19 protein-coding genes are annotated in these 22620 nt (G+C 29.4%); 11 read left to right on the plus strand and 8 right to left on the minus strand.

Annotation, left to right across the window (positions count from 1 at the left end; genetic code table 11):
• The first annotated feature begins 24 nt into the window (after positions 1 to 24).
• Entirely contained in the window at positions 25 to 1599 is a 1575-nt protein-coding gene (locus D1817_10755; protein AXT20344.1) for a YdiU family protein, read from the plus strand.
• Positions 1600 to 1713: 114 nt separating this feature from the next.
• Here D1817_10755 and D1817_10760 read toward each other — a convergent pair whose 3' ends face one another.
• Entirely contained in the window at positions 1714 to 2370 is a 657-nt protein-coding gene (locus D1817_10760) for a polyisoprenoid-binding protein (protein ID AXT20345.1), read from the minus strand.
• A 117-nt stretch (positions 2371 to 2487) separates the two neighbouring features.
• Positions 2488 to 2874: a DoxX family protein gene (locus D1817_10765; GenBank protein ID AXT20346.1), complete on the minus strand. Its 387-nt coding sequence runs from the start codon at positions 2872 to 2874 to the stop codon at positions 2488 to 2490.
• 84 nt (positions 2875 to 2958) lie between these two features.
• On the opposite strand from D1817_10765, the gene D1817_10770 reads away from it, so the two are divergent.
• Entirely contained in the window at positions 2959 to 4092 is a 1134-nt protein-coding gene (locus D1817_10770; GenBank protein AXT20347.1) for an AraC family transcriptional regulator, read from the plus strand.
• A gap of 6 nt (positions 4093 to 4098) precedes the next feature.
• Here D1817_10770 and D1817_10775 read toward each other — a convergent pair whose 3' ends face one another.
• Positions 4099 to 5022 (minus strand): LysR family transcriptional regulator, encoded by a 924-nt coding sequence (locus tag D1817_10775; GenBank protein AXT20348.1) that lies wholly within the window; start codon positions 5020 to 5022, stop codon positions 4099 to 4101.
• 83 nt (positions 5023 to 5105) lie between these two features.
• On the opposite strand from D1817_10775, the gene D1817_10780 reads away from it, so the two are divergent.
• The 5 genes from D1817_10780 (at position 5106) to D1817_10800 (ending at position 10309) form a co-directional block, all read left to right on the plus strand.
• Positions 5106 to 5411, plus strand: coding sequence for a hypothetical protein (locus tag D1817_10780; GenBank protein ID AXT20349.1), 306 nt, complete (start codon positions 5106 to 5108; stop codon positions 5409 to 5411).
• A 27-nt stretch (positions 5412 to 5438) separates the two neighbouring features.
• Positions 5439 to 5774 carry a hypothetical protein gene (locus D1817_10785; GenBank protein AXT20350.1) on the plus strand — a complete coding sequence of 112 codons (336 nt, stop codon included), beginning with the start codon at positions 5439 to 5441 and terminating at the stop codon, positions 5772 to 5774.
• 113 nt (positions 5775 to 5887) lie between these two features.
• Entirely contained in the window at positions 5888 to 7555 is a 1668-nt protein-coding gene (locus D1817_10790; GenBank protein ID AXT20351.1) for an ABC transporter ATP-binding protein, read from the plus strand.
• On the plus strand, positions 7548 to 8903 hold the full coding sequence (locus tag D1817_10795; GenBank protein ID AXT20352.1) for a biotin/lipoyl-binding protein: 1356 nt from the start codon (positions 7548 to 7550) through the stop codon (positions 8901 to 8903). The genes D1817_10790 and D1817_10795 overlap by 8 nt, the downstream gene beginning before the upstream one ends.
• A complete protein-coding gene (locus D1817_10800; GenBank protein ID AXT20353.1) occupies positions 8900 to 10309 on the plus strand; it encodes a TolC family protein in 1410 nt (469 codons plus the stop codon). The genes D1817_10795 and D1817_10800 overlap by 4 nt, the downstream gene beginning before the upstream one ends.
• A gap of 64 nt (positions 10310 to 10373) precedes the next feature.
• On the opposite strand, the gene D1817_10805 is transcribed toward D1817_10800, so the two are convergent.
• A complete protein-coding gene (locus tag D1817_10805) occupies positions 10374 to 11195 on the minus strand; it encodes a glycosyltransferase (protein AXT20354.1) in 822 nt (273 codons plus the stop codon).
• 175 nt (positions 11196 to 11370) lie between these two features.
• Between D1817_10805 and D1817_10810 the strand changes: the two genes are divergently transcribed.
• From D1817_10810 to D1817_10820, 3 genes are all read left to right on the plus strand, one after another.
• Positions 11371 to 14460: a hypothetical protein gene (locus tag D1817_10810; protein ID AXT20355.1), complete on the plus strand. Its 3090-nt coding sequence runs from the start codon at positions 11371 to 11373 to the stop codon at positions 14458 to 14460.
• Between the two features lie 86 nt (positions 14461 to 14546).
• Positions 14547 to 15674, plus strand: coding sequence for a hypothetical protein (locus D1817_10815; protein ID AXT21269.1), 1128 nt, complete (start codon positions 14547 to 14549; stop codon positions 15672 to 15674).
• Positions 15668 to 17182, plus strand: coding sequence for a glycosyl hydrolase family 5 (locus D1817_10820; GenBank protein AXT20356.1), 1515 nt, complete (start codon positions 15668 to 15670; stop codon positions 17180 to 17182). The genes D1817_10815 and D1817_10820 overlap by 7 nt, the downstream gene beginning before the upstream one ends.
• On the opposite strand, the gene D1817_10825 is transcribed toward D1817_10820, so the two are convergent.
• The 4 genes from D1817_10825 to D1817_10840 form a co-directional block, all read right to left on the minus strand.
• Positions 17175 to 18395: a glycosyltransferase gene (locus D1817_10825; GenBank protein ID AXT20357.1), complete on the minus strand. Its 1221-nt coding sequence runs from the start codon at positions 18393 to 18395 to the stop codon at positions 17175 to 17177. The genes D1817_10820 and D1817_10825 overlap by 8 nt on opposite strands.
• 103 nt (positions 18396 to 18498) lie before the next feature.
• Positions 18499 to 19758 (minus strand): sugar isomerase, encoded by a 1260-nt coding sequence (locus D1817_10830; protein AXT20358.1) that lies wholly within the window; start codon positions 19756 to 19758, stop codon positions 18499 to 18501.
• The gene (locus D1817_10835; GenBank protein AXT20359.1) at positions 19742 to 20047 is read right to left on the minus strand and encodes a hypothetical protein; all 306 of its coding nucleotides are present in this window, start codon (positions 20045 to 20047) and stop codon (positions 19742 to 19744) included. Before D1817_10835 ends, D1817_10830 begins: the two co-directional genes overlap by 17 nt.
• 33 nt (positions 20048 to 20080) lie before the next feature.
• Positions 20081 to 20359 (minus strand): hypothetical protein, encoded by a 279-nt coding sequence (locus D1817_10840; protein ID AXT20360.1) that lies wholly within the window; start codon positions 20357 to 20359, stop codon positions 20081 to 20083.
• Positions 20360 to 20587: 228 nt separating this feature from the next.
• Here D1817_10840 and D1817_10845 point away from each other — a divergent pair, with 228 nt between their 5' ends.
• Positions 20588 to 22597 carry a hypothetical protein gene (locus tag D1817_10845; protein AXT20361.1) on the plus strand — a complete coding sequence of 670 codons (2010 nt, stop codon included), beginning with the start codon at positions 20588 to 20590 and terminating at the stop codon, positions 22595 to 22597.
• Positions 22598 to 22620 lie beyond the last annotated feature (23 nt).

Here is a 22620-nt window from a genome sequence, read left to right on the forward strand (position 1 = left end):
ACTATTAGTACATTTATAAACGGTATGAAATTAAAGATAAAAGATACTTTTAATACACAATTACCTGCAGATTCTAATAAAGAAAATAGCAGGCGTCAAGTATTGGAATCTTGTTTCTCGTTTGTTTCCCCTAAAATACCTTCAAACCCTAAATTAATCCATACAGTCACAGAAGTGGCAGATTTAATGGGATTGCCTGAAAAAGATGTACAATCAAAAGAATTTTTAAATATTGTTACCGGAGCAGAATTATTAAACAATACCAATCCCTATGCAATGTGCTATGGTGGTCATCAATTTGGTAATTGGGCAGGGCAATTAGGAGATGGTAGGGCTATCAATTTAACAGAAATCAACTATAATAACCAGCAATGGGCGCTACAACTTAAAGGTGCTGGAGCCACACCATACTCTCGTACAGCAGATGGTTTGGCAGTATTGCGTTCGTCTATTCGAGAGCATTTATGTAGTGAAGCAATGCATCATTTAGGGGTACCTACTACACGATCATTGTCCTTAGCTTTATCAGGAGATAAAGTGCTTCGTGATGTTATGTATAATGGAAACGCAGCTTACGAAAAAGGAGCTATTGTCTGTAGAGTCTCCCCTAGTTTTATCAGGTTTGGGAATTTCGAAATTTTTGCAAGCAGGCAAGACACAGAAACATTAAAAACACTTACCAATTATACTATTAACCAATTTTATCCAGAGATAAAATCTGGTACTAAGGACGGTTATTTAGCATTTTTTAATGAAGTTGTAAATCGCACTTTAGAAATGGTAATCCATTGGCAACGCGTAGGGTTTGTTCACGGGGTAATGAACACTGATAATATGTCTATTCTTGGTTTAACTATAGATTATGGTCCTTATGGTTGGTTAGAAGGATACGATCACGATTGGACACCTAATACGACTGATCATCAATTTAAACGTTATCGATATGGTAATCAATCGCAAATTGCACTTTGGAACCTACTACAATTAGCAAATGCACTCTTCCCTTTAATAGGCGACCCAAAACCATTAGAGGAAATACTTCACACATTTAACTCGAATTATCAAATAAAATACTTGAAAATGATGTGTCAAAAATTAGGATTAGAAAAAGAGGTTGAATCAGACACTCAATTAATTAAGGATTTAGAAAATAATTTACAGCTATCTGAAACAGATATGACCATTTTTTTTAGAAACCTTGCTAATATTTCAAAAGAAACACAAGTTTTAGAAGATGATCGTTTTTTAGAACTAATAAAAGATGCATTTTATGTTCCTGATGAAATACAAGGAGACATTTTAAAAACCTGGAAGTTGTGGTTTAAAACTTATGTCAATCGGTTGACTAAAGAAAATCTTACAGATACAGAGCGAAAATCTAAAATGAATACTGTAAACCCTAAGTATGTTTTACGGAACTATATCGCACAATTAATTATAGATGATGCAGATAAAGGCAACTATTCATTATTAAATGAAATACATACACTACTTAAAAATCCTTATGCTGAACAAGAACAACATCAAAAATGGTTTGCTAAACGTCCAGAATGGGCTCGCCATAAAGTAGGTTGTTCTATGTTATCTTGTAGTTCGTAATAATAGATTCTTCATATCATATAAAATAATTTTTAAGTTGAATTCTCTAAAATAAAAATGATATGTAACACCGTTAGCAAATTGCTTATACCCTACACTTTTCTTGCACTTTAGTTATTGTTTTACTTTTTCGTATAATTGCCGCTTTACTTTTCCCAACATTTCTTCTGGTATAGGACCTATAACCCAAAATTTAAATGTAAAATCTATACGGTCTGACAAAAAATTTGAAAACCCTGGGTGAATATAATTCGTACCTATTTCATAATCACTTCTTAATATGCTAGATTGAACTTCAAATGCTAAATAACGATCTATAGTTCCATTATGCTTTAGTAAAAAAGAAATAGGTTTCAATATTCCATGCATCATAAAATCTCCATTTACTAGATAACCTTCGTTTGTTTTTATGATTTTTTTGCTTTCAAAAAGTATTTCTGGGAATTTTCCTATATTAAAAAATTCTTCACTTTTCAAATGACTATCTCTTCTTTCTATGCCTGTATTAATACTGTTTACATCAATTCTTGCTTTAAAAATAGATTTAGTAAAATCAGATTCAACATAATCTAGGGTTATTAAAAATTTTGTAAACTTTCCCGAAACACTCGTAAGCCCACCAGCTATGGGTATAGTAAATCCAATAGTCGAATGGTTAGGCTCTGTAACATAGTGCTCTATCTTTTGCGCTTGTAATACACTAGTTATTATAAAATAAATTAAACAAACTAGAGGTTTTTGAATAGAATTCTTAAATTTTAATATTATCATATTTTTTGTTTTATAGTACAATAAACAAATCTAGAACTGTTATATCGTATCATTTTATAAAGTGATTCAATCTTTACGAATATCTATAGTCATCAGTATTTAAAATTCAGTTTATTTTTATGTTTGAGGATTATCTTGAGTATGTGGCTTAATAATATTTTTATTTAGAAACAATAGAATAGTAAGCAAACTAAAAATGATTAATGTAACAATAGCTTTCGAAGGTTCTGAATTTATTAAATGTGTTACACAAGCACCCAACATAATGCCTACAAGTACAAAGATGGCTTTATTTGCATATTTTGGAAAAAACATAATAAGGCCTCCTATTGCTTCTAACCCTCCTATTATTAGATAAAGGTTATCTGGGTATCCCCATTTATCAAATTCATTCATCCAGACTTCGGCTCCTTTTCCCCAGAATTTTGCTAGGCCAGCATTGATAAAGAACAATCCCAAAATTGATGTAAGCGTCCATTTAAATATTTTTTTAACTTTACTCATGTTAACACTTAATTTTAATTATTTAATAAAACTAATTATTAACTAAATAGCATTAGTAGTACTTTATAAAGTGATACATAAATTATGAGCTTTCATTTATTAAAGATTGAACTTAATAGTCAACTAGTATTAGCATTTATATCTTTGTTAGGAGTTATCTGGGCATTGTTTCTTTTAATTCATGAAAGAGGAAATAGGCTTGCAAATAAATTTTTAGCAATTCTTATATTTGTCCTTTCTATATTTGTCTTAAGAAGGATAGCAGATATAAATACCTCCATTTTTTTTCAATTAACTTATTTTCTATCACACGCGTTTGTTTATCTAATAGGTCCTTCCATATATCTCTATATCAAAAGCTTAACAGAATCAAAAATAGTATTAAAAAAAATATGGATTCATTACACTCTTTGGGCTCTGGCAATGCTTTTGATGTTATTTACTTTTATTTTTAAAGAACAAATATTAAAAACAGATAATATAGAATTTCTAAAAATATTATCCATATTTCTAATAATCACCCAGGTAATCCATATAACAACATATATTTTCTATGCTAAAAAGCAATTAAAAAACACTGAAAAAAAGCTGGTCAGGAAACAACAAACTTCAATATCAGTAATACGTTTTAAATGGATGGAACATCTTATGATCGTAGCAGTAATATTTGGATTTTTAATTCTATTGATGCACTTTTTAATTATAACAGGAGGTTATTATGAAATAAATAATTCAGTCGATTTTTTATTCCTAACTATGCTTTGCATAATTATTTTAAATATAATCTATAAATCTTGGAAGCAACCAGAAATTATTTCAGGAATTTATAAAGAAAATTATAAGTATAAAAATTCGCAATTATCAGATACTGAATTAAAAAAACTCAAATCTAATTTAGAGGTTTTGATTAAAACTGAAGAAATATATTTAATTCCTGAGTTGAGTTTAAATCAACTTGCAGTAAAAATGAATATTCAAGCACATACTCTGTCTCAGCTAATTAATGAACATTATAATCAAACATTTTTCAATTTTATTAATCGTTTTAGAATTGAATACGCAAAGAACAAAATTAAAGAAGGGGAAATAATAAATATGACATTTGAAGGGATAGCTTATGAATCTGGATTCAATAGTAAAAGTACTTTTAATAGAGCTTTTAAAAAGTATATGAATTGCACTCCAAAACAATATTATAAGACATTAATTAAAGAATAACATCCATCAATATTTTTTAAACCAATCAAAATGAGTGTTCATTATATTTTCTTTATTGATATTAATATGTTCTATAAAAGCTTTAGCGACTAGGGATAGTTTTTTTGAACTTAGCCATATTAAATTCCAATCTGTTATTATAGGCAAATCTTGTACAGGAATAACTTGAAGATCTCCGTTTTCAAGTTCATTCTTAATCCCAATAAGAGGCATAATAGAAAATCCAAGTTCTGCTATGATAGCCTGTTTTAAAGCTTCATTAGATTTAAGTTCCATTTTTTTATAAGTAGAAATCTTATGAGATGTAATATAACGTTCCATTTGATTACGTGTAGCCGACCCTTGCTCTCTATATATAAGTGGCAATCTTTCAATGTCTTTGTTAGATAAATAGTTTTTTTCTTTTTTAAACTCTCTTCCTCCTACAAAAAATAATTTATTCTCCATAAGCTGTATACGTTCAATATTTAAATTCTTAGGGATAGTAGATACCATAGCTAGATCTATATCATTATTTTCTAAAGACTTTATTACTTCTGCCTTATTAGTAACATCTACAGTAACATCTACCCCCTTATGCTTTTTAATAAAATCAGTTAAGAAATAAGGCATTGCATATTTTGCAGTAGAGACTATGGCTATTTTTAATTTTCCAGCTAATTCTCCTTGAAATGACAAACTTTTATAATTAATAGCATTAACCTCTTCCAATATTTTTTCAGCAGCTAAAGCTATTTCTTCACCAAACTCTGTAATATATAAACGTCTTCCTATAATTTCAAACAATGGAATTTGAAATTGATCTTGAAATTTTTTGAGTTGAATAGAAACTGCTGGTTGTGTTAAAAACAATTCTTCTGAAGCTTTTGTAACACTCTTTAACTGAGCTATTTTATAAAAAATCTCTAATTGATGCAATGTATAAGTCATAACTTTTGTTTATGTTTAACATAATAAATATAAATAAAAATAAATAAATAAAACATTATATTTTTGCATCATAAATAAAATTCATGAAAGCTACAGAACTAGATTATTCAAAAGTAAAACAGCAAATTAATTTAATTGATGGTACTTTCACCACTTCAGAAGCCACAGATATTATAAAATCTGTACTTGATATAAAAATTAATTTTCACAAACTTCATCGCTTATCTGTTACAGAAGGTGATAACAGTAATAAATGTATTTATGACTCAAGTAGAATTGATGAGCTAATGAATGAAAGAGAAATTGCTAAAAATTTCTTTGAACAAGCAAAATTCCAAGGTAAAAAACTAAAAATGAATAGTATCATTTATATTAGTTTAGAAGATTAATTATTTAGTTTTTAAAATCGTTCAAAAATGAAAGTTTTTAAAAAACATATTTATATTACTATTAAATTTTTAATGTGTGGATTAATATTTTTCGCATTAATTATTAACCCTACAATAAAAACAGTAAACATTATTAGTAAATCTTATTTAGAGCTTATTGAATTAGATATTGAACAACACAATGATAAACAGGAAAAGCAAGAGGAAAGAGAATCAAAAAATGAAGAATTTAAAATTCTGAATGCTTTTTCAATCACATTATACCAAAGTAAACATACTAACAGTTTAGATATTTATAAAGAAAAGAAAACCACTTATCTTCATACTGACATTATAATTTCTCCACCAGATTTTAAAAGCTAAATCTTTCGGCACTAGTTTATGCAATTTAAATATTACATAAACTTAAATATATTATTAAAAAGGGTTTTAAAAAATTAAAGCCCTAGAGTTCAACAATCTAATTTTTTAAAAAAATGAAACCTACAATGTCGCCTTGGCAACGTTTTATCGGGCTATTAAAGCTAGAAAAAAGAGAAGTCAAACAAATATTCTATTATGCCATTTTTGCTGGTTTAGTAGCATTATCACTACCATTAGGTATTCAAGCTATTATTAATTTAATACAAGGAGCGCAAATTTCGTCTTCTTGGATTGTGCTTGTAGCTTTAGTAACTCTTGGAGTAGCTTTTCAGGGAGCTTTACAATTAATGCAAATTCGAATTCTTGAGAATATTCAACAAAAAATATTTACACGATCTTCTTTTGAATTTGCTTATCGCTTCCCAAAAGTTAAAATGAATGAATTGCGTAACTATTATCCGCCTGAATTAGCTAATCGATTCTTCGACACCTTAACAGTACAAAAAGGGTTATCAAAAATATTAATTGACTTTCCAGCTGCAGCTTTACAGATTATTTTTGGGATAATGTTATTATCACTCTATCATCCATTCTTCATAATATATGGTATATTATTGGTAGTACTTATTTATATAGCATTTAAATTTACTGCAAAAAAAGGCTTAGAAACAAGTTTACAAGAATCAAAAAATAAATACAAAGTAGCCCATTGGATACAAGAAATAGCTAGGTCTCTTATAAGTTTTAAATTATCTGGGAAAACACAATTAGCAATGCATCGTAACGATCAATTTACATCTGACTATCTAGATGCTAGAGAAAGTCATTTTAGAGTATTGGTATTACAATTTATTCAGATGATTGGTTTTAAAATTCTAGTTACTGCTGGTTTGTTAATTATTGGAGGCTTATTGGTTTTAAATCAACAAATGAATATTGGTCAATTTGTCGCTGCAGAAATTATCATTCTTTTAGTTATTAGCTCTGTTGAAAAACTAATTACAGGCTTAGAGACTTTTTATGACGTATTGACCTCTTTAGAGAAAATTGGTCAAGTAGTGGATAAAGAATTGGAAATACAAGAAGGTATAAATCCTTTTGAGGTTGAAAAACCTTTAATAATTGAAATGGATGACGTTGGTTATACTACCTCTAATAATAAAATAATACTTAATCATATTAATTTAAATATCAATCAAAAAGACCGTTTACTGTTAAATGGTTCTTCTGGCTCAGGAAAAACAACCCTATTAAAATTATTATCTGGATTAATAGTACCTACAAGTGGTACTTTATATATAAATAATAACTCTATAGAAGGTGTGTTATTAAATAAGTATCGTGGTAGTGTTGGGCAAGTGTTACCAGAACAGCATCCCTTTGAAGGTAGTATAAAAGAAAACATTACACTAGGTGATCCTAGTATAACCTCAGAGCGAATTAATGATGTTTTAAAGCATATTGGTCTTTTAAATTTTGTTAAAGAGCAAACTAAAGGATTAGATACAACATTATACTCTGAAGGGCAACAAATTTCGTATACTATTTCTAAGCGAATTGTTTTAGCAAGAGCCATAATAAATGAACCCAAACTACTTCTTTTAAAAGATCCTTTAGAATATTTTGATCCAGCTGAAGCTAAAGATATTATTAAATATTTAACTGATGACAAACAACCTTGGGCGCTAATAGTTTCTACTCGTACAGAACTTTGGAAATCATATTGTTCGAAAGAAATAAAACTAGTAGAAGGAACTTTAAAAACGATTAAAAATGCTTAACATATCTCACAATCAGCTGAACAAAAAGGTGATATTAAAAGATTACAAGGCTTACAATAAAGCATTTAAGATTAGTCACTATAAAATATTTAACAGGTTTTTGATTACCTTTTCTATTTTAGGAATCATTATTCTATTTTTACCTTGGACACAAAATGTAACTGGTAATGGATTTGTAACCACCTTAACTCCAGATCAACGACCACAAACCATACAGTCTCAAATACCAGGGCGTATAGAAAAATGGTTTGTTAAAGAGGGTGATTATGTTACAAAAGGAGATACTATTTTATTTATTTCAGAAATAAAAACAGAATATCAAGACCCTCGTTTAGTAGAACGTACCAACGAACAACGAGAGGCTAAAAGTCGTTCTGTAGTCTCATATCAAAATAAAGTTATTACTTTAGAAAGCCAAGTTTCTGCATTAACTAATGAAAGGGAATTAAAATTATCTCAAGCTAAAAATAAACTCAAACAATCGCAATTAAAAGTAAAAAGTGATAGCATCGATTTTCAAGCAGTTAAAACAAATTTAAGTATAGCTGAAAAGCAATTTAATCGTACACAAACATTACAAGGCGAAGGGTTAAAAGCGATAACAGATGTAGAGGAAAAACGATTAAAACTACAAGAAGCGCAAGCAAAATTGATTTCTCAAGAGAATAAGCTTTTAGTAAGTAAGAACAATGTGTTAAATGCTAATTTAGAAATTAGTAGAATTTCAGCAGAATATGCCGAAAAGATAGCAAAATCTAGAAGTGATCTTTTTAGTGCAGAATCAAATCAGTTTGAGGCAGAAGCTCAAGTTTCTAAATTAAATAATCAATCTGTTAATTACGAAATTCGAAATTCGCTGTATTATATTACTGCGCCTCAAAATGGGTTTATAAACAAGGCAATTAAAGGCGGAATTGGGGAAACTTTTAAAGAAGGTGAAAAATTAGTTGGAATAATGCCTGCCAATTATGATTTGGCTGTTGAAACCTATGTAGATCCAATAGATTTACCATTAATGCATTTAGGTGAAGAGGTACGAATACAATTTGACGGATGGCCTGCCATATTTTTTAGCGGATGGCCTAATGCCTCTTTTGGAACTTATGCCGGAAAAGTTGTTGCCATTGAAACATTTATAAGTAGTAATGGAAAATTTAGGATTTTAATTGCTCCAGCAGATAATGAAAGTAAATGGCCAGAAAATGTACGTGTCGGATCTGGTGCATATACTATAGCACTATTAGAAAATGTACCTATATGGTATGAACTTTGGCGAAAACTTAATGGATTTCCTCCAAATTATTACTTACCAGAAGGAAAAGAAAAATCTAAAATAAAAAATAAATGACCACACTTTCTAAACACACAATAACGGTCATCTTATTTATATTTTCGATGATTATTCACTCACAAAACGTTCTAATTCCTCAAGAGCAAGTATTTTCTTTTGAAGAGTTTCTAGGTTACGTAAAACAGCAGCATCCTTTAATTAAGCAAGCCGAACTAATATTAAGTACAGGTGAAGCTAGTGTATTAAAGGCTAGAGGCGGATTTGATCCAAAGATTGAATTAGATTATAGCGGAAAACGATTTAAGGATATTGAGTATTATGACGAACTTAGTACTACATTTAAAATACCAACTTGGTATGGTGTAGAATTTAAAGCCAATTTTGAGCAAAACTCAGGTGAGTTTTTAAATCCAAGATTAGATGTACCTGATGAAGGTTTGTATAGTTTTGGTGTATCTTTAGCATTAGCTCAAGGGTTCTTAATTAATGAGCGCATGGCTACACTTAGAAAAGCTAAGTTTTTTCGAGAGCAAACTATAGCTGATAGAGATTTATTAGTCAATAACTTATTATTTGAAGCAAGTAAAACTTATTTTGAGTGGCTACAAGCAAACAATGAGGAACGTATTTATAAAACCTTTTTAGAAAATGCTAGTGTACGTCTTAAAGCTGTAGAACGTAGTGTTCAAGTAGGCGAAAAACCAGAAATAGATATTACTGAAGCAAGAATTGCTTTTCAAAATAGAAAATTAAATTTAGAAGCTGCCTCACTAAAGGCAAGAAAAGCAGCTTTAATTGTGAGCAATTATTTATGGTTAGATAATATTCCTGTAGAATTACAAGATTATGTAGTACCTCAAAAACCTGAGATAAGTATTTTAGAACGATCACTTCAAATTGAAGGTATTACTAATACAGAAGCTTTTTTAGAGAATCATCCAAAACTACAAAGTTTAGATGCAAAAATTTCTAGTTTAACTGTAGATAAATCTTTAAAAAGGAATAAATTATTGCCAAAGATTGGTGTAGAATATAATTTCATCAGTTCAGACGCAGGTAATATAAACAGTTATAACAATCAAGAATATAAGGCTGGATTAAAGGTTAGCTATCCGATTTTCTCAAGAAAACAACGTGGAGATTTAAGATTAGCAAAACAAAAATTACAAGATGCTAATTATGAACGTACGTCAACAGTTTTGAATTTACAAAACAAAATTAGTGCAGTAAATGCTGAAATAAATTCTCTTCTTACTCAAAATGAACTTATTAATAATATTGTAATAGATTATGAAACATTAGTAAAAGCAGAAGAGCGTAAATTCTTTCTGGGTGAAAGCTCTTTATTTCTAATCAATTTAAGAGAACAAAAGCTTATTGATTCGCAGTTAAAGCAAAACAAATTAACAATAAAGCAATTAAAAGCTATTGCCAATTTATATAACGCTTTAGGGGTTAGGTAATTTTAAAAGTCACTATAATATAAGTTTAGTCAAAAAAATGTCCTATCCATTTTAGCATAAAAAATTAAGCGACCATTTGCTGTTCTTCATTAACTAAATTAAATTTATTTAAAGAAACTACTGGGGTTACATCTTGTGTAAGGTCAAATGTCTTTAGCACGTTATAGGAAAACCATATATTAACTAACATTAATGGGATTTTAAGTGCATCTTTCATCCCTAATTTAGAATCATCCATATGTATCCATTTTTTTAATGGTTGTTCGTATATTTTATGCATTATTTCTGAAGCTCCATAGTACTTCTTCAATCTCACAAATATCTCAACATCAAATAACCATCTTGATAAAAATCTTTTATTATAAGCAACTGGAATAATTTCTCTTTTAAACACTTTTGCACCACATTGTGTATCTTTTATAGATAAACCTAAAATTAAGGATACTATCATTTTAACTATTTTAGAGAAAATATTTCTAAACACATTTCGCTCAATTTGCCCTCCTTCTTTTCCTCTAGAACCGTATACCAATGTCACATCATTTAAGTTTTTTAATTTATATACTAGGTTTTTAAAATCTTCGAAATCGGTTGATAAATCTGCATCAATAAAACCTATATAGTCAATATCCTGTTTATTAAACAAATATCTCGCTCCTACTCTTACAGCTGATGCTTTCCCTGCATTCTTTTTTACATCGATTATACTTATTCTAGAAGAAAATCGGTCCTTCATATCTGCAAGTACTTCTAAAGTATTATCCTTACTTCCATCATTTACAAAGCATAAATAATAATCTTCATTATATTTAATAAACTTTAAAAAAGCTTCAACGTTTAGTCTATTTCCTTCATTGTAGCACGGTATAATAATCCCTGTTTTCATAATAAAATTGTTTTGGTTCTTACTCAAAAATAGAAGTGATTAATGCCTTTTTATAAGCAAATTCGGTGGCTAGAATCGTTGTGTAGGTGAATGAAAAGTTTGTTTCGATAATTACCACTTATCGAAACAAAACTTTATACTATCTTTAAAACATAGAAAGAAACACTTGCTTTTAATGAAGGAAAAATCAAATAAATATTTAATCACCGCTTTACTCTTAGGTATAGTTTTTCATGGTGCTTCTATATTTTTTACTTTAGAAGCGACTTACGATGCATTAATACATTTATTTTTTGCTGATCATTATGCTAATAGTTGGTTTGAACCTTGGAATTATAAATGGTATACCGGTTTTACTGTAATGAGTTATCCACCCTTAGTGCATCAAGTTATTGCTAGTTTAGCACTGATAGGTGGGTTAAAATTTGGCCTTTTCACAGTCGCTTTATTAAGTGTTATCCTTTTTATAACTGGAATATATAGGTTTTCACTATTAATAACATCTAATAGAACTGCAGCTGGGTATGCTGCTATTTTAGCCGTATTTTCTTCTTCGTTTGTTGAAACACTTCACTTATTTGGTCAATTACCAAGTATCATTGGTATTTCAGTTTTAATGCACGCGTTGCCAGAAATTTATTTATGGTTAAAAACAGGTAGGTATCGTTATTTGTTTGCGGCACTATCATTAATGGCAGTGACGGTAACCTCACATCATGTGACTCCAATCTTTGGAATGGTTTTTTTTATTTTCCCATTAATAGGGATGGTAATAATGGATGCCTCCAGAGAACAGGTTGGAACTATAAAAGCAATCTCTTTTAAAATCTTTTTCAGGGGTTTTCTAAAGCTGCTTAAACGCATTTTAGGATTTGGAGCACTCTCATTAGTGATCATTATTGGTTGTATTTTGCCATATTGGATCAATTCAAAAAACAATCCTATTACTCAGGTTCCTATACCACATGGATCTAGAGATAACTTTCTTGAAGTCACATCTTCTGGCTTGGTGTTTTTCTTAATCCCTTGGGGCATTTTACTTATAGTTTTACCATATATATTCTACAGATATTATAGTAAACGTTATTTATTTTTTGGGTTATCTCTAACACTACTTATTATTTTAGGATCTGGTGGTACAACTCCTATCCCTCAAGCTATTTTAGGGGAAACTGCTTTTAATATATTAACATTAGATCGATTTACATTTTGGGCTTCAATCATGTGCTTACCCATATTTGGAGAATTTGTATATCGGTTTGTAGAAACAGATTTAAAACTTTTAATACAGAATAAATTTGGAGCCATCTATCATAGGATGATTGGAGCTATTTTAGTAGGCTTGTTTTTATTTATGACTATTTTTACAATGAGTCTTAGTTATTTTAGACCTTCCCAACCACAGAAAATAAAAATGCTACCGATCGTGAATTTTCTAAATCAAGATCAGCACGATCAATGGCGGTATCTAACACTTGGATTCGGAGATCAAATGGCTTGGCTTTCTGCTCAAACAAATGCAATAACAGTAGATGGAAATTATCATTCTGCCAGACGTTTACCTGAGCTAACCACAAGGCCAATTGAACGTCTAGAAAATTCAAAATTTAAGGGGGTTGAAGGCATTGGTTCCCTTCAACAATTTTTAACGACACCAGAAAAGTATCATTTAAAATATATTTTTTCTAATGATAAGTTTTATGATCCTATTCTTTATTTCTGTGGTTGGCAACGCTTACGTCAACTTGAAAATGGTATTATGGTATGGGAGCGATTAAACATCCCTCCTATGTCTTCTGTTTTACCAAAAGACGATGTTGCTAAATGGCAAAAAATACTTTGGGGAATCATTCCTTTTTTAACTGTTATAATTGCTTTTATTTTAAATATTCAATTAATGTGGATAAGGGCTTTAAAAACGAGAATTAAAACGATTCCTGATTACCTGAAGATTAAAAACAGTTATACTCATTTTTCAACTTCTGTTTTAAAAATTACACATCTCTGGTCTGGTATTCTAATGATTACTGTTATCTACAGTATATATAGTATATATTTAAAAAACGACTCTCATCACTCTCCAAAAAATGCAATTATCGCTTATTACGATGCTTTAGATTTTAAGGAATTTGAGACTGCATATGGTTTAATTAATCCTAAGAGTGATATGACCATTGCCCAATATATGCTTGAAATATCTGTTACTGATGGATTATTGAGCTCTTATGCAAAACTAAATGATATTAAAACAGTTGTTAGCTTTAAAAATGACAGTTTAGCAACAGCTAAAGTAACAACTCATTGGATTACGCCTTTAGAAAAAATTAATAAAACGGATTACAAAACACTTATAAAGCAAAATAATAAATGGTATTTGGAAGCGGAAGATCTAGATTTAGATCTTCCTCCAGATCAATTATACTCTGATAATTCAACAAACTACTTTAATCAAGGGAGGCGTCGCATAACTACTGAGCAAACACATCATGAAGATGTTTTAAAACAACCTGTTTTAGAAATCTTGTCTGCAAAACTGGTTAAAATTGAAAATCATTATGCTATTGTTGGAGAAGTGCAAAACATAGACAATGTCCCTGCAGATGTTGTTTTAAAAGGTACGCTTTATAATAATGATAATAAAGAGTTAGCTACTTATAATGCAAAATACCATATAAAACACAAGTTAATGCCTAAAGAAACATCTAGTTTTAAAATTAATTTTGAAGGGATTGCCTGGTCAAAAATTAAAGATTCTATTCCTAAAACATTTAATCCTGATGAGTTTACTCCAGTTGATTTTGAAGAACAGCCTACTATCTTTAACCTACAAGCTGCGGGGAATGTCTCTAGTTCTGATTTATACAAAGATTTAGTTTTAAATTCTCTACAAATTGATAATAAAACGATTAGCGGTAGTTTATTTAATAGTGGTACACAAGAAATTACAATACCTCAGCTTTTAATTACTTATTATGATGAAAACAAAACTTTACTTTGGGTAGATCATATCTTTTTAAAAGACGGAATCAGACAACAACGTAAAAAAACGTTTGAATATTCTGTTTTGAATAGAGAAAAAGTAAACGTGATTACTGACGATATGAGCAACTGTTATGTAAATGGTTTACCTAATACAGATATATCTCAAAAAGTAGTTCCTAATAGAATTGAAAATCACGTACAAACTCAGTTACAAAAAATTGAACATCCTGAGTATCATTTTATTAAAATTGAAATGAATTCATATATCGGAAATCCCAATTAATGAAAATCAAACACAAACATATCATATTTCTATATTGGTTATTACCTGTTCTGGTTTTGGCTCAAATACCCTCGGTTAATAATGACATTAAATTATTAACTTCTAAAAGTCAATTTACTGCTGGAAATACAATTATTATAAAATTCACAGTCCTTAACGGTATAAAACCTAATCTATATTGCACAAATAGTTATGGTTCTACTTTAATTGCTCCAATAGTTAATGCTAAAGAACTTCACTATAAAATACCTCAGCATATTAGTAATAAATCTGGTAAAGTATATTGGAAGTTATTAAACGAAAACACATCGCTTTCGGGGCAGTTTCACATTAGCCCAAAAGAGAAGGTAACCTCAATGGAAACCTATATAGGGCCTCCTAGTATTCAAGCAGGAAATACAGACTATACAATGGCGGTAATTATCCCTACTGACGCATTGGACAACCCATTAATTGATAGTACTAAAGTTATTGTAAAGCATCAGTTTTTAGATAATAAGAGCATTGATAACGTATTTAGCAAAAATTTAATTGCCTATAAAAACCTATACTCTAAAGAAAAAAGTGGCCGTATGTTAGTGTCTTCAGAAAGTTTAGGAATAAATTCTAAAGAATACACCGTTGATATTTTACCAAGCTTACCCATAAATTTTAATTTGTCTCATAAGCAAAATCATGACTTTGCAGATGGAAATCAAATTACTTCTTTTTTAACTTCAACTATTAAAGATAATTATGGAAACATTATTAGTGATGGGACTTATGTAGAATTTTTTATTACTAATAAATCAGGAAATATTTTAAAAACAACTGGAACGACCATAAATGGAATCGCAACTGCTGAAATGATCCATCCTGATTATGAAGAACAATGGACTGTAAAAGCTTATATAAATGGAATGGCTGAAAGTAATACCATAATATTAGATTACAAGCAAGTAATTGAAAAATTCGAAGTCGATTTTTCTGAAAACAATAGAGATATTTCTGTAGGTCCACTTCAAAGTTTTATGCAACAGATGATTCCTGATGGTCTACAAGTGACGCTTTCTATTTATAAAGGAAACAAGCAATTATATCAAACTATAGAATCTTCTAATAAAGGATTTGTATTTTTTAAGTTGAAAAAAGATATTATAGAAAATGACACGTATGAGATACGCATACATACTGCTGATATAGAAAAAACTTTTAACTCTAAAAAACTGTGGTAAATATTAACAAGATTATATTACGTGGAGTTTTACTGCTATCCTATGTAGCCATTATAGCATTAATTATTTTTGGAATTAGCGCTTTGTTTAGCTACCTAAATACCGGTGCAGATAGAAGTACAATATTACATACCGAAGTAAAAAGAATAGATCAATACCTTCCTAAGATTAATTGGGAGCCTCTTAATAACGAAGGCAGGCAAATAGATTCACAAACATTAAGCACTATTGAAAAAGATTATTTAAATGCTTTGTATGTAAAACACATTGCTTATAAAAGTAATTTGACTACCGGGCTTGATGATTATTATACCGAAAGTGCTCGAGAAAATTTATATAATTTAATAACTACAAATCATTCTCAAAATATCTCTATAGAGGCTACAACATTAGAGCATCACCCAACATTAGAGTTCTTTAGTGAAGACGGTCAGTTAGCTGTTATTACAGATAAAGATGTTATAGAATACAAACGCATATATAAAAATGAAACACTCGTTTTAGAAACAACTGAAAGTGCTACTTATAAAATTATTCTTTTATTAGAAGATGGGTTTTGGCGTATACGCCATATTGTAGTTCAAGATGTATCTGAACATCACTATAAAATTAACCCTGTTTCAGTAGACAAATTAAACATAAAAGGGATTAATTATTATCCGCAAGAAACACCTTGGGATATGTTTGGGCATCACTTTGACGCTAAGGTAATTTCAAAAGATTTTAAAATTATAAAAGATGCCGGATTAAATACTATTCGAATATTTATTCCCTATGAAGATTTTGGTAAAGCAAATGTGAGTTCTGAAAAGTTAGAGAAATTACAACAAGTTTTAGACCTTGCTGTAATTAATAATATTAAGATTGTTGTCACTCTTTTTGATTTTTATGGTGATTATTCCGTTTTAAATTGGACTTTAAATCAGCGTCACGTTGAGGCCATCATTACCAAATTTAAAGATCATCAAGCTATTATTGCTTGGGATATTAAAAATGAACCTGATTTAGATTTTGAATCTAGAAATAAATCTAACGTTATTGCTTGGTTAAGAAATATGACTGCTTTTATAAAAACTATAGATCAAGATCATCCTATAACTATTGGTTGGTCTAACGCCAAAAATGCCTCCCTTTTAAAAGATGATTTAGATTATGTGTCCTTTCATTATTATGAAGATATCGATGATTTGGAAACAACTTTCAAATCATTAAAACAAATCATTGTTGATAAACCTATAATCATTAGCGAGTTTGGCATCTCTTCTTATAAAGGGTTTTGGAAACCTTTTGGGAGTTCTAAAAAAAAGCAGGCCAATTACCATGAAAAAGCGCAAGATATATTTAGTAAAAATAACATTCAGTTTATGTCTTGGACTTTATATGATTACCAAAAAATCCCCAAAGAAGTTGTAGGGAAGCTTCCTTGGAGAAAAAACACTCAAAAACGATTTGGGTTTATTGATGAAAATGGAGCAAAAAAAGAGGCCTTTCAATTTATCTCTAATTAACTGAAGAAAAAGATTCTGATTTTTTTACTTGTTTTTTATTTTCAATAATATCCTGAAATTGTTGGATATACATCTCTGTTATTTTTTGCATAGGATACGCCGTTGCTGCTTTAAAATTTGCTCGTTCTAAACGTTTTCTATAAACATCATTAATTACAATAGCCTCAATAGCTTTTGCTAAACTATCTATACAAGCAGGATCAAAAAACTCACCTTGATAACCCTCGTCTTTTACAAGCAGTGCTAAATCTCCTATATCTGGCATTACTACAGCTTTACCAAAACTACCCGCTTGGTGTAATACTCCCGAACTTCCTGTGGTAGATGTATATGGAAAAACAACTACGGCACTTTCTTTAAACAAAACAGGGACGTCTTTTTCTTTAACATAACCTGTAAAGCGCAGTTGACTAATATGCTTATATTTTTCTTTTACACGCTTTAAATATCCAGGCACATTTGGATTATCTGTACCAGCAATAACAACTTCTAAATTAAGTTGTGTTGCTTCTCTCACTTTTTCAACAGCTTCAATCAGAGGTTCAACTTTTTTATAAGTTCCAAATTTTCCAAAAGTCATAATTTGTAAAGGTCCTTCCGATAAATCATATTGTGACACTTCTAAAGGTATTTCAAAAGTGCCATGAGGTATTAACACTACATTTTTAACATTGTATTTATTTTGTAAAATGGTTACATATTTTTGCATTGTAACCGCTACCACATCTGCTTGTAAAATTAGTCGTGTTAAGCTTGTTCCTATAAAATTATAAACGTTTTTCATAAATTTATTTGATGTGAACCCTGCAGTATTCAAATCTACTTCTTCTAAAATATTATGTAGTAACACAATATTTGGAATTCGTTTTAACTTACACACCAATGGTAACATTAATCCTAAAGCTGCAGCAATTTTGTTATCTCCAAATTTCATAAACTGTAAGTTAAACAATACTGTATCTGGTTGAGATTGTGTAATTGCTCGAGTAACAGATACAATATTTTTATAACTATTAAATGACCAACACGCTCTTATCGTAATTTTACAACCCGTTTCTGTAAATGAAATATCTTTTGCAGCTTCAGTTCTATCTGTTAACAGGATAAGTTCTGTAATAGCTTCTTTTTGCCTAAAGTGTTTTACTAAATGATAGGCATACTCATTAAGTGTTACTTTACTTGGTGGATATGCTGTTACAATTGCTAATCTCATAATTTATCGAATTTGGTTTCAATACAAATTTGGGTTTTAAATTCTTTTAAAACTGATGAACTTAGATAGAATGAATTTTAGTGTAGATGAATGGAAGAAAAACTTAGATATCTTTCTTTTTGTGTTGCAACTTATAATCTATAATAAAAAATAAAATTTGTATGATTAATAGTAATATCATCGCTATAATTTGCATATTTACGACTTGTGCTAAGGTATTATGAAAGAAAGTAACTAAAGTCATTTGTAACACTCCGAAGATTCCTGAAAAAATAACAGGGATATATTTATCTAATGACAAATAGTAATATGCAAAGATGTTTGAAATTGCAAACAAGCTCGTTGCTAAAGCATACTTCCATAATAATGGAGCTATCCCTAAATAACTATTACCAAATAACATTGAGATCATTATTTCTGGAAAAAGTAAACTACTTAAAACAATTACTGAAGCTATTACTGCAATATAGCTTATATACTTAAACAAAATTGGAGCCGTAGCTTCACCTTCCTTTTTTAGTTTTACTACAGTAGGTAATAATAACATGACAAACATCCAGGCAACAAAATAAACAATTCGCCCAATAAGTGCTAAAGAGGCATACAAACCTGCTTCATAAGCTTCAAAATAGTGTTTTACTAAAAGAATATCGCTATTGTTAATTATGATTTGGGTCAATTCGTAAAATGCAGTAATTATAAAAAAGTAACGTATTTGTTTTGTTTTTGCTAGACTAATTAATTGACTTTTCTTTAAACTTATTCTTTTTAATTTAAAAGGTAATAATCCGAAGCCTAATGAAACTAAGATACCTAATGAAATAATTACCGAAGATTGAATTTTAAATAAGGCGATTAAACCCAAAGTAATTAATAATCGACTTAACATTTCCGATTGGTAAGTTATAGATAGGAGTTTAAATTGAGATTGCCCTTGAAAGGCACCTCTGTTTACACTCATCAAAAAATATAAGGGTACACCTATACCAAAAATAACAAACATACTTGAAGTAGATGTTTTAAATACTATCTGCAATTGTTGAGCAAATACAATAATTAAAGCTCCTAAAACAATGCCAACTGTTAAAGCATTTCTATAAATTTTAGAGATAAAACTTATTAACAAACTCATTTCGAAAAATGCTGAGAATTTTGCTGTTACTAATTGGAATGTCATTGCTACAAACGATAATACTAATAAAAAAGTGATCAATACTGCTGCGTCTGCAAATTGCTCTGGGCCTAAAATACGCCCAAGAAAAAGGTTGTACGCATAATTACCCCCATTAACTATTAACGTGCTAAGCATAAATAATTGCTCAGGAGACAACCTTTTTTTGAGTGTATTAATTACAGTAATCATTTCTGAAAATGTTATTTAAATTATTCTTATCAAATTGATTTTTTATTCTTGTGTTATTCTTTCCTAAAACAAACAAAGCCTTACTTCTTCTCTTCGCTTTATTAGTAATAAATTGCATTACATTTAAAGCAGTTTTATCCATTTTATTTACGCTTTTTAAACAAATTACAATCTCGTAATACGTATCTAATAGTTCGCTAAAATAAGTTGCTACTTTATAAGTATTTTCTTTTACAAAGTGACCGTGAATTTCAAAAACCCCTTTGTTATTTATAATATTAAGTTCCATAATAAATTAGATTTAGGTTAGTTGATATATTAATTATGCTGCATCGAAATATCTAAAATCATCATAGATTTCTTTGCAGCCATATCCTACAATAGAAAAATCTTGTTTACGGATAAATGCATTAATATATAGTGCTCTTAAAGCTATCATCCCATCAGCATCAATTTCTGCAACATTGTCTATATCTAATGTTAGATTCCCGTATGTGTTTAAAATGTGTTCAAAATGTGTTCTAAATGAACTCGCTGTTGAAGTATTAATATTTCCTTGAATATAAAATGTTCCTCTGCGTTCTTTAATTGTAAGTGCCATAATTTCTATTTTTTAATTATTAATACTTATTGTTTCTGTTACAAATATCTTCTAAGCTTTGATTAATTTTATTAAATTTCGTTCAGATGCAGTTTACTGTAGACGAGTTATAGGAATTTTCAGATTGTATTGATTAACTTGCATTTACACTAAAACCAGATTATGCCCTGTAAATACTATTCATTTATTTTCTTATTTTTCATTTCAATTTTTGGATTTACTCAGAATATGCAGGAAGGTTTCAATTATCTTGAAACAGGAAATTATAACGCTGCTGAATCTTATTTTGAAAGTGTTTTAAAAGATTACCCAGATAATAGAACCGCTAAACTATGTTACGGAAGAGCAGTTGGCCTCAAAGGAAATTCTAAAAAAGCAATTTCTATATTTACTGAACTAATAAAACTATATCCCGAAGATTTTGAGATTAAACTAAATTATGGTGAAGCCTTACTTTGGAATAAAAGTTTTGATGTTGCTAAAGCTTATTACGAAGATCTAGTATTAGAAGATAATCAAAGTTTTCCAGCATTATTAGGATATGCAAATACACTATCTAACTTAAAATTATTTGATGAAGCTTTAAGTTATGTCAATAAAGCTTTAAGTGTTTCTCCAGGCAATCAAAATGCATTGATCTCTAAAAAATATATTTATTTAGGGTATGCTAATCAACATATTCAAAACCAGAAGTATGCTAATGCAGAATACCTTTTAAACAAAAATCTTACTCTGTTTAAAAACGATAAAGAGACCTTACTCAACTTAGCTAATTTGTATTTAATTTCTAATGATCTAGAAAAAGCAACAGTTGTATACGAAACTATGGGTCAAAAACAAGAAGATATAGTGATTTCATTAAATGGATTAGCGTTAGTTTCTCATTTAAAAGGAAAAGAAAAACAGGCTCTAAAAACAAGTTTAAGAGCTTATAATATGATGACATCATTAAGCGATAAAACATTAATAAATCAAACCAAAGAACGCTATATACAAGCATTGATTTGGAATAAGAAATACAAACAGGCAAGTTCATTAATTAATGAGCTAATATCTGAAATGCCAAACGAAAATTGGGTTTTAGCATTAAGGGCCACACTATACATTTATAAAAGTGATTTTAAAAAGAGCTTAGCAGATTATAATACCATTTTACAAAACGATTCTGCCTCTTTTGATGGAAACTTAGGCAAGGCAAATACATTAAAAGCATTAGGTTTATATAATGATGCTTATAAATCTGCTCACACAACATTATCCTTTTATAATAACCAAAAGGATGCGGTAAATTTTATAAAAACGCTAAACACAAGTTTTACACCCTATTTAGACACCAAAGCTGCTTATTCTTTTGATAATGGAGATAACAATGCGTTTTCGTTTCAAACCGACATAGAAGTTCCTATACATACTAAATTTAAATTACTAGCCAATTACAGTTACAGAACAACTGATAACTCTAATACTAATAACGAAGCTATAGCGAATAATGCATTACTTGGTGTTTCTTATACATTGTTACCTAACCTTACATTTAAAAGTAGTTTTGGGGTGACTTCTGTTGAAGGAGAAACTAATAATTACACTCAATTTCTTACAGATATTACTATAAACATCAAACCTTTTAAATTACAAACTTTGGATATTGGTTATAAAAGGGAAGTACAGAATTTTAATGCGGATTTATTAGATCTCGAAATTGTACAGAATAACATTTATGCAAACTATAATATTAGTACAAATTTTAATCTAGGATGGTTTACACAATACTATTATACATTTCAAAATGATAATAATACTCGTAATTTACTATTTACATCATTGTATTACAATATTTTAAATAAGCCTCTTTTAAAAACTGGTATTAACTATCAATACATTACATTTAAAGATCAAGTTCCTAATATTTATTTTAGCCCAGAACGATTTAATGCTACTGAAGTATTCTTAAATCTTATTAAGGAGGAAATCATAACAGAGTCAAGAGCTTGGTTTTACGAATTAACTTCTGCATTTGGACTACAATTTATTGAAAATAATAGTCAGCAAGGGACGTTTAGGTTTCAAGGTAAATTGGGTTATAAAATCTCTGATCGATCTCTTATCAATTTATATGGTTCTTATAGTAACATAGCATCTACCACAGCTGCAGGATTTACATTTTCTGAAATTGGGTTACGTTTTAAATGGTATCTCACAAATGCTCCAATTTTTATAAAAAAGAAGGGTAATAAATAAAACTTATTACCCTTTTTAAACAA

The organism is Flavobacteriaceae bacterium (genome assembly GCA_003443635.1).
Classification (GTDB): Bacteria; Bacteroidota; Bacteroidia; order Flavobacteriales; family Flavobacteriaceae; genus AU392.

Excerpts from the sequence above, each read along its gene's own strand:
- D1817_10810 (AXT20355.1), top strand. The coding sequence starts at position 11,371 with ATGAAGGAAAAATCAAATAAATATTTAATCACCGCTTTACTCTTAGGT.
- D1817_10785 (AXT20350.1), top strand. The coding sequence starts at position 5,439 with ATGAAAGTTTTTAAAAAACATATTTATATTACTATTAAATTTTTAATG.
- D1817_10760 (AXT20345.1), bottom strand. The coding sequence starts at position 2,370 with ATGATAATATTAAAATTTAAGAATTCTATTCAAAAACCTCTAGTTTGT.
- D1817_10755 (AXT20344.1), top strand. The coding sequence starts at position 25 with ATGAAATTAAAGATAAAAGATACTTTTAATACACAATTACCTGCAGAT.
- D1817_10830 (AXT20358.1), bottom strand. The coding sequence starts at position 19,758 with ATGATTACTGTAATTAATACACTCAAAAAAAGGTTGTCTCCTGAGCAA.
- D1817_10825 (AXT20357.1), bottom strand. The coding sequence starts at position 18,395 with ATGAGATTAGCAATTGTAACAGCATATCCACCAAGTAAAGTAACACTT.
- D1817_10800 (AXT20353.1), top strand. The coding sequence starts at position 8,900 with ATGACCACACTTTCTAAACACACAATAACGGTCATCTTATTTATATTT.
- D1817_10790 (AXT20351.1), top strand. The coding sequence starts at position 5,888 with ATGAAACCTACAATGTCGCCTTGGCAACGTTTTATCGGGCTATTAAAG.
- D1817_10840 (AXT20360.1), bottom strand. The coding sequence starts at position 20,359 with ATGGCACTTACAATTAAAGAACGCAGAGGAACATTTTATATTCAAGGA.
- D1817_10805 (AXT20354.1), bottom strand. The coding sequence starts at position 11,195 with ATGAAAACAGGGATTATTATACCGTGCTACAATGAAGGAAATAGACTA.
- D1817_10845 (AXT20361.1), top strand. The coding sequence starts at position 20,588 with ATGCAGGAAGGTTTCAATTATCTTGAAACAGGAAATTATAACGCTGCT.
- D1817_10795 (AXT20352.1), top strand. The coding sequence starts at position 7,548 with ATGCTTAACATATCTCACAATCAGCTGAACAAAAAGGTGATATTAAAA.
- D1817_10775 (AXT20348.1), bottom strand. The coding sequence starts at position 5,022 with ATGACTTATACATTGCATCAATTAGAGATTTTTTATAAAATAGCTCAG.
- D1817_10770 (AXT20347.1), top strand. The coding sequence starts at position 2,959 with ATGAGCTTTCATTTATTAAAGATTGAACTTAATAGTCAACTAGTATTA.
- D1817_10780 (AXT20349.1), top strand. The coding sequence starts at position 5,106 with ATGAAAGCTACAGAACTAGATTATTCAAAAGTAAAACAGCAAATTAAT.
- D1817_10765 (AXT20346.1), bottom strand. The coding sequence starts at position 2,874 with ATGAGTAAAGTTAAAAAAATATTTAAATGGACGCTTACATCAATTTTG.
- D1817_10835 (AXT20359.1), bottom strand. The coding sequence starts at position 20,047 with ATGGAACTTAATATTATAAATAACAAAGGGGTTTTTGAAATTCACGGT.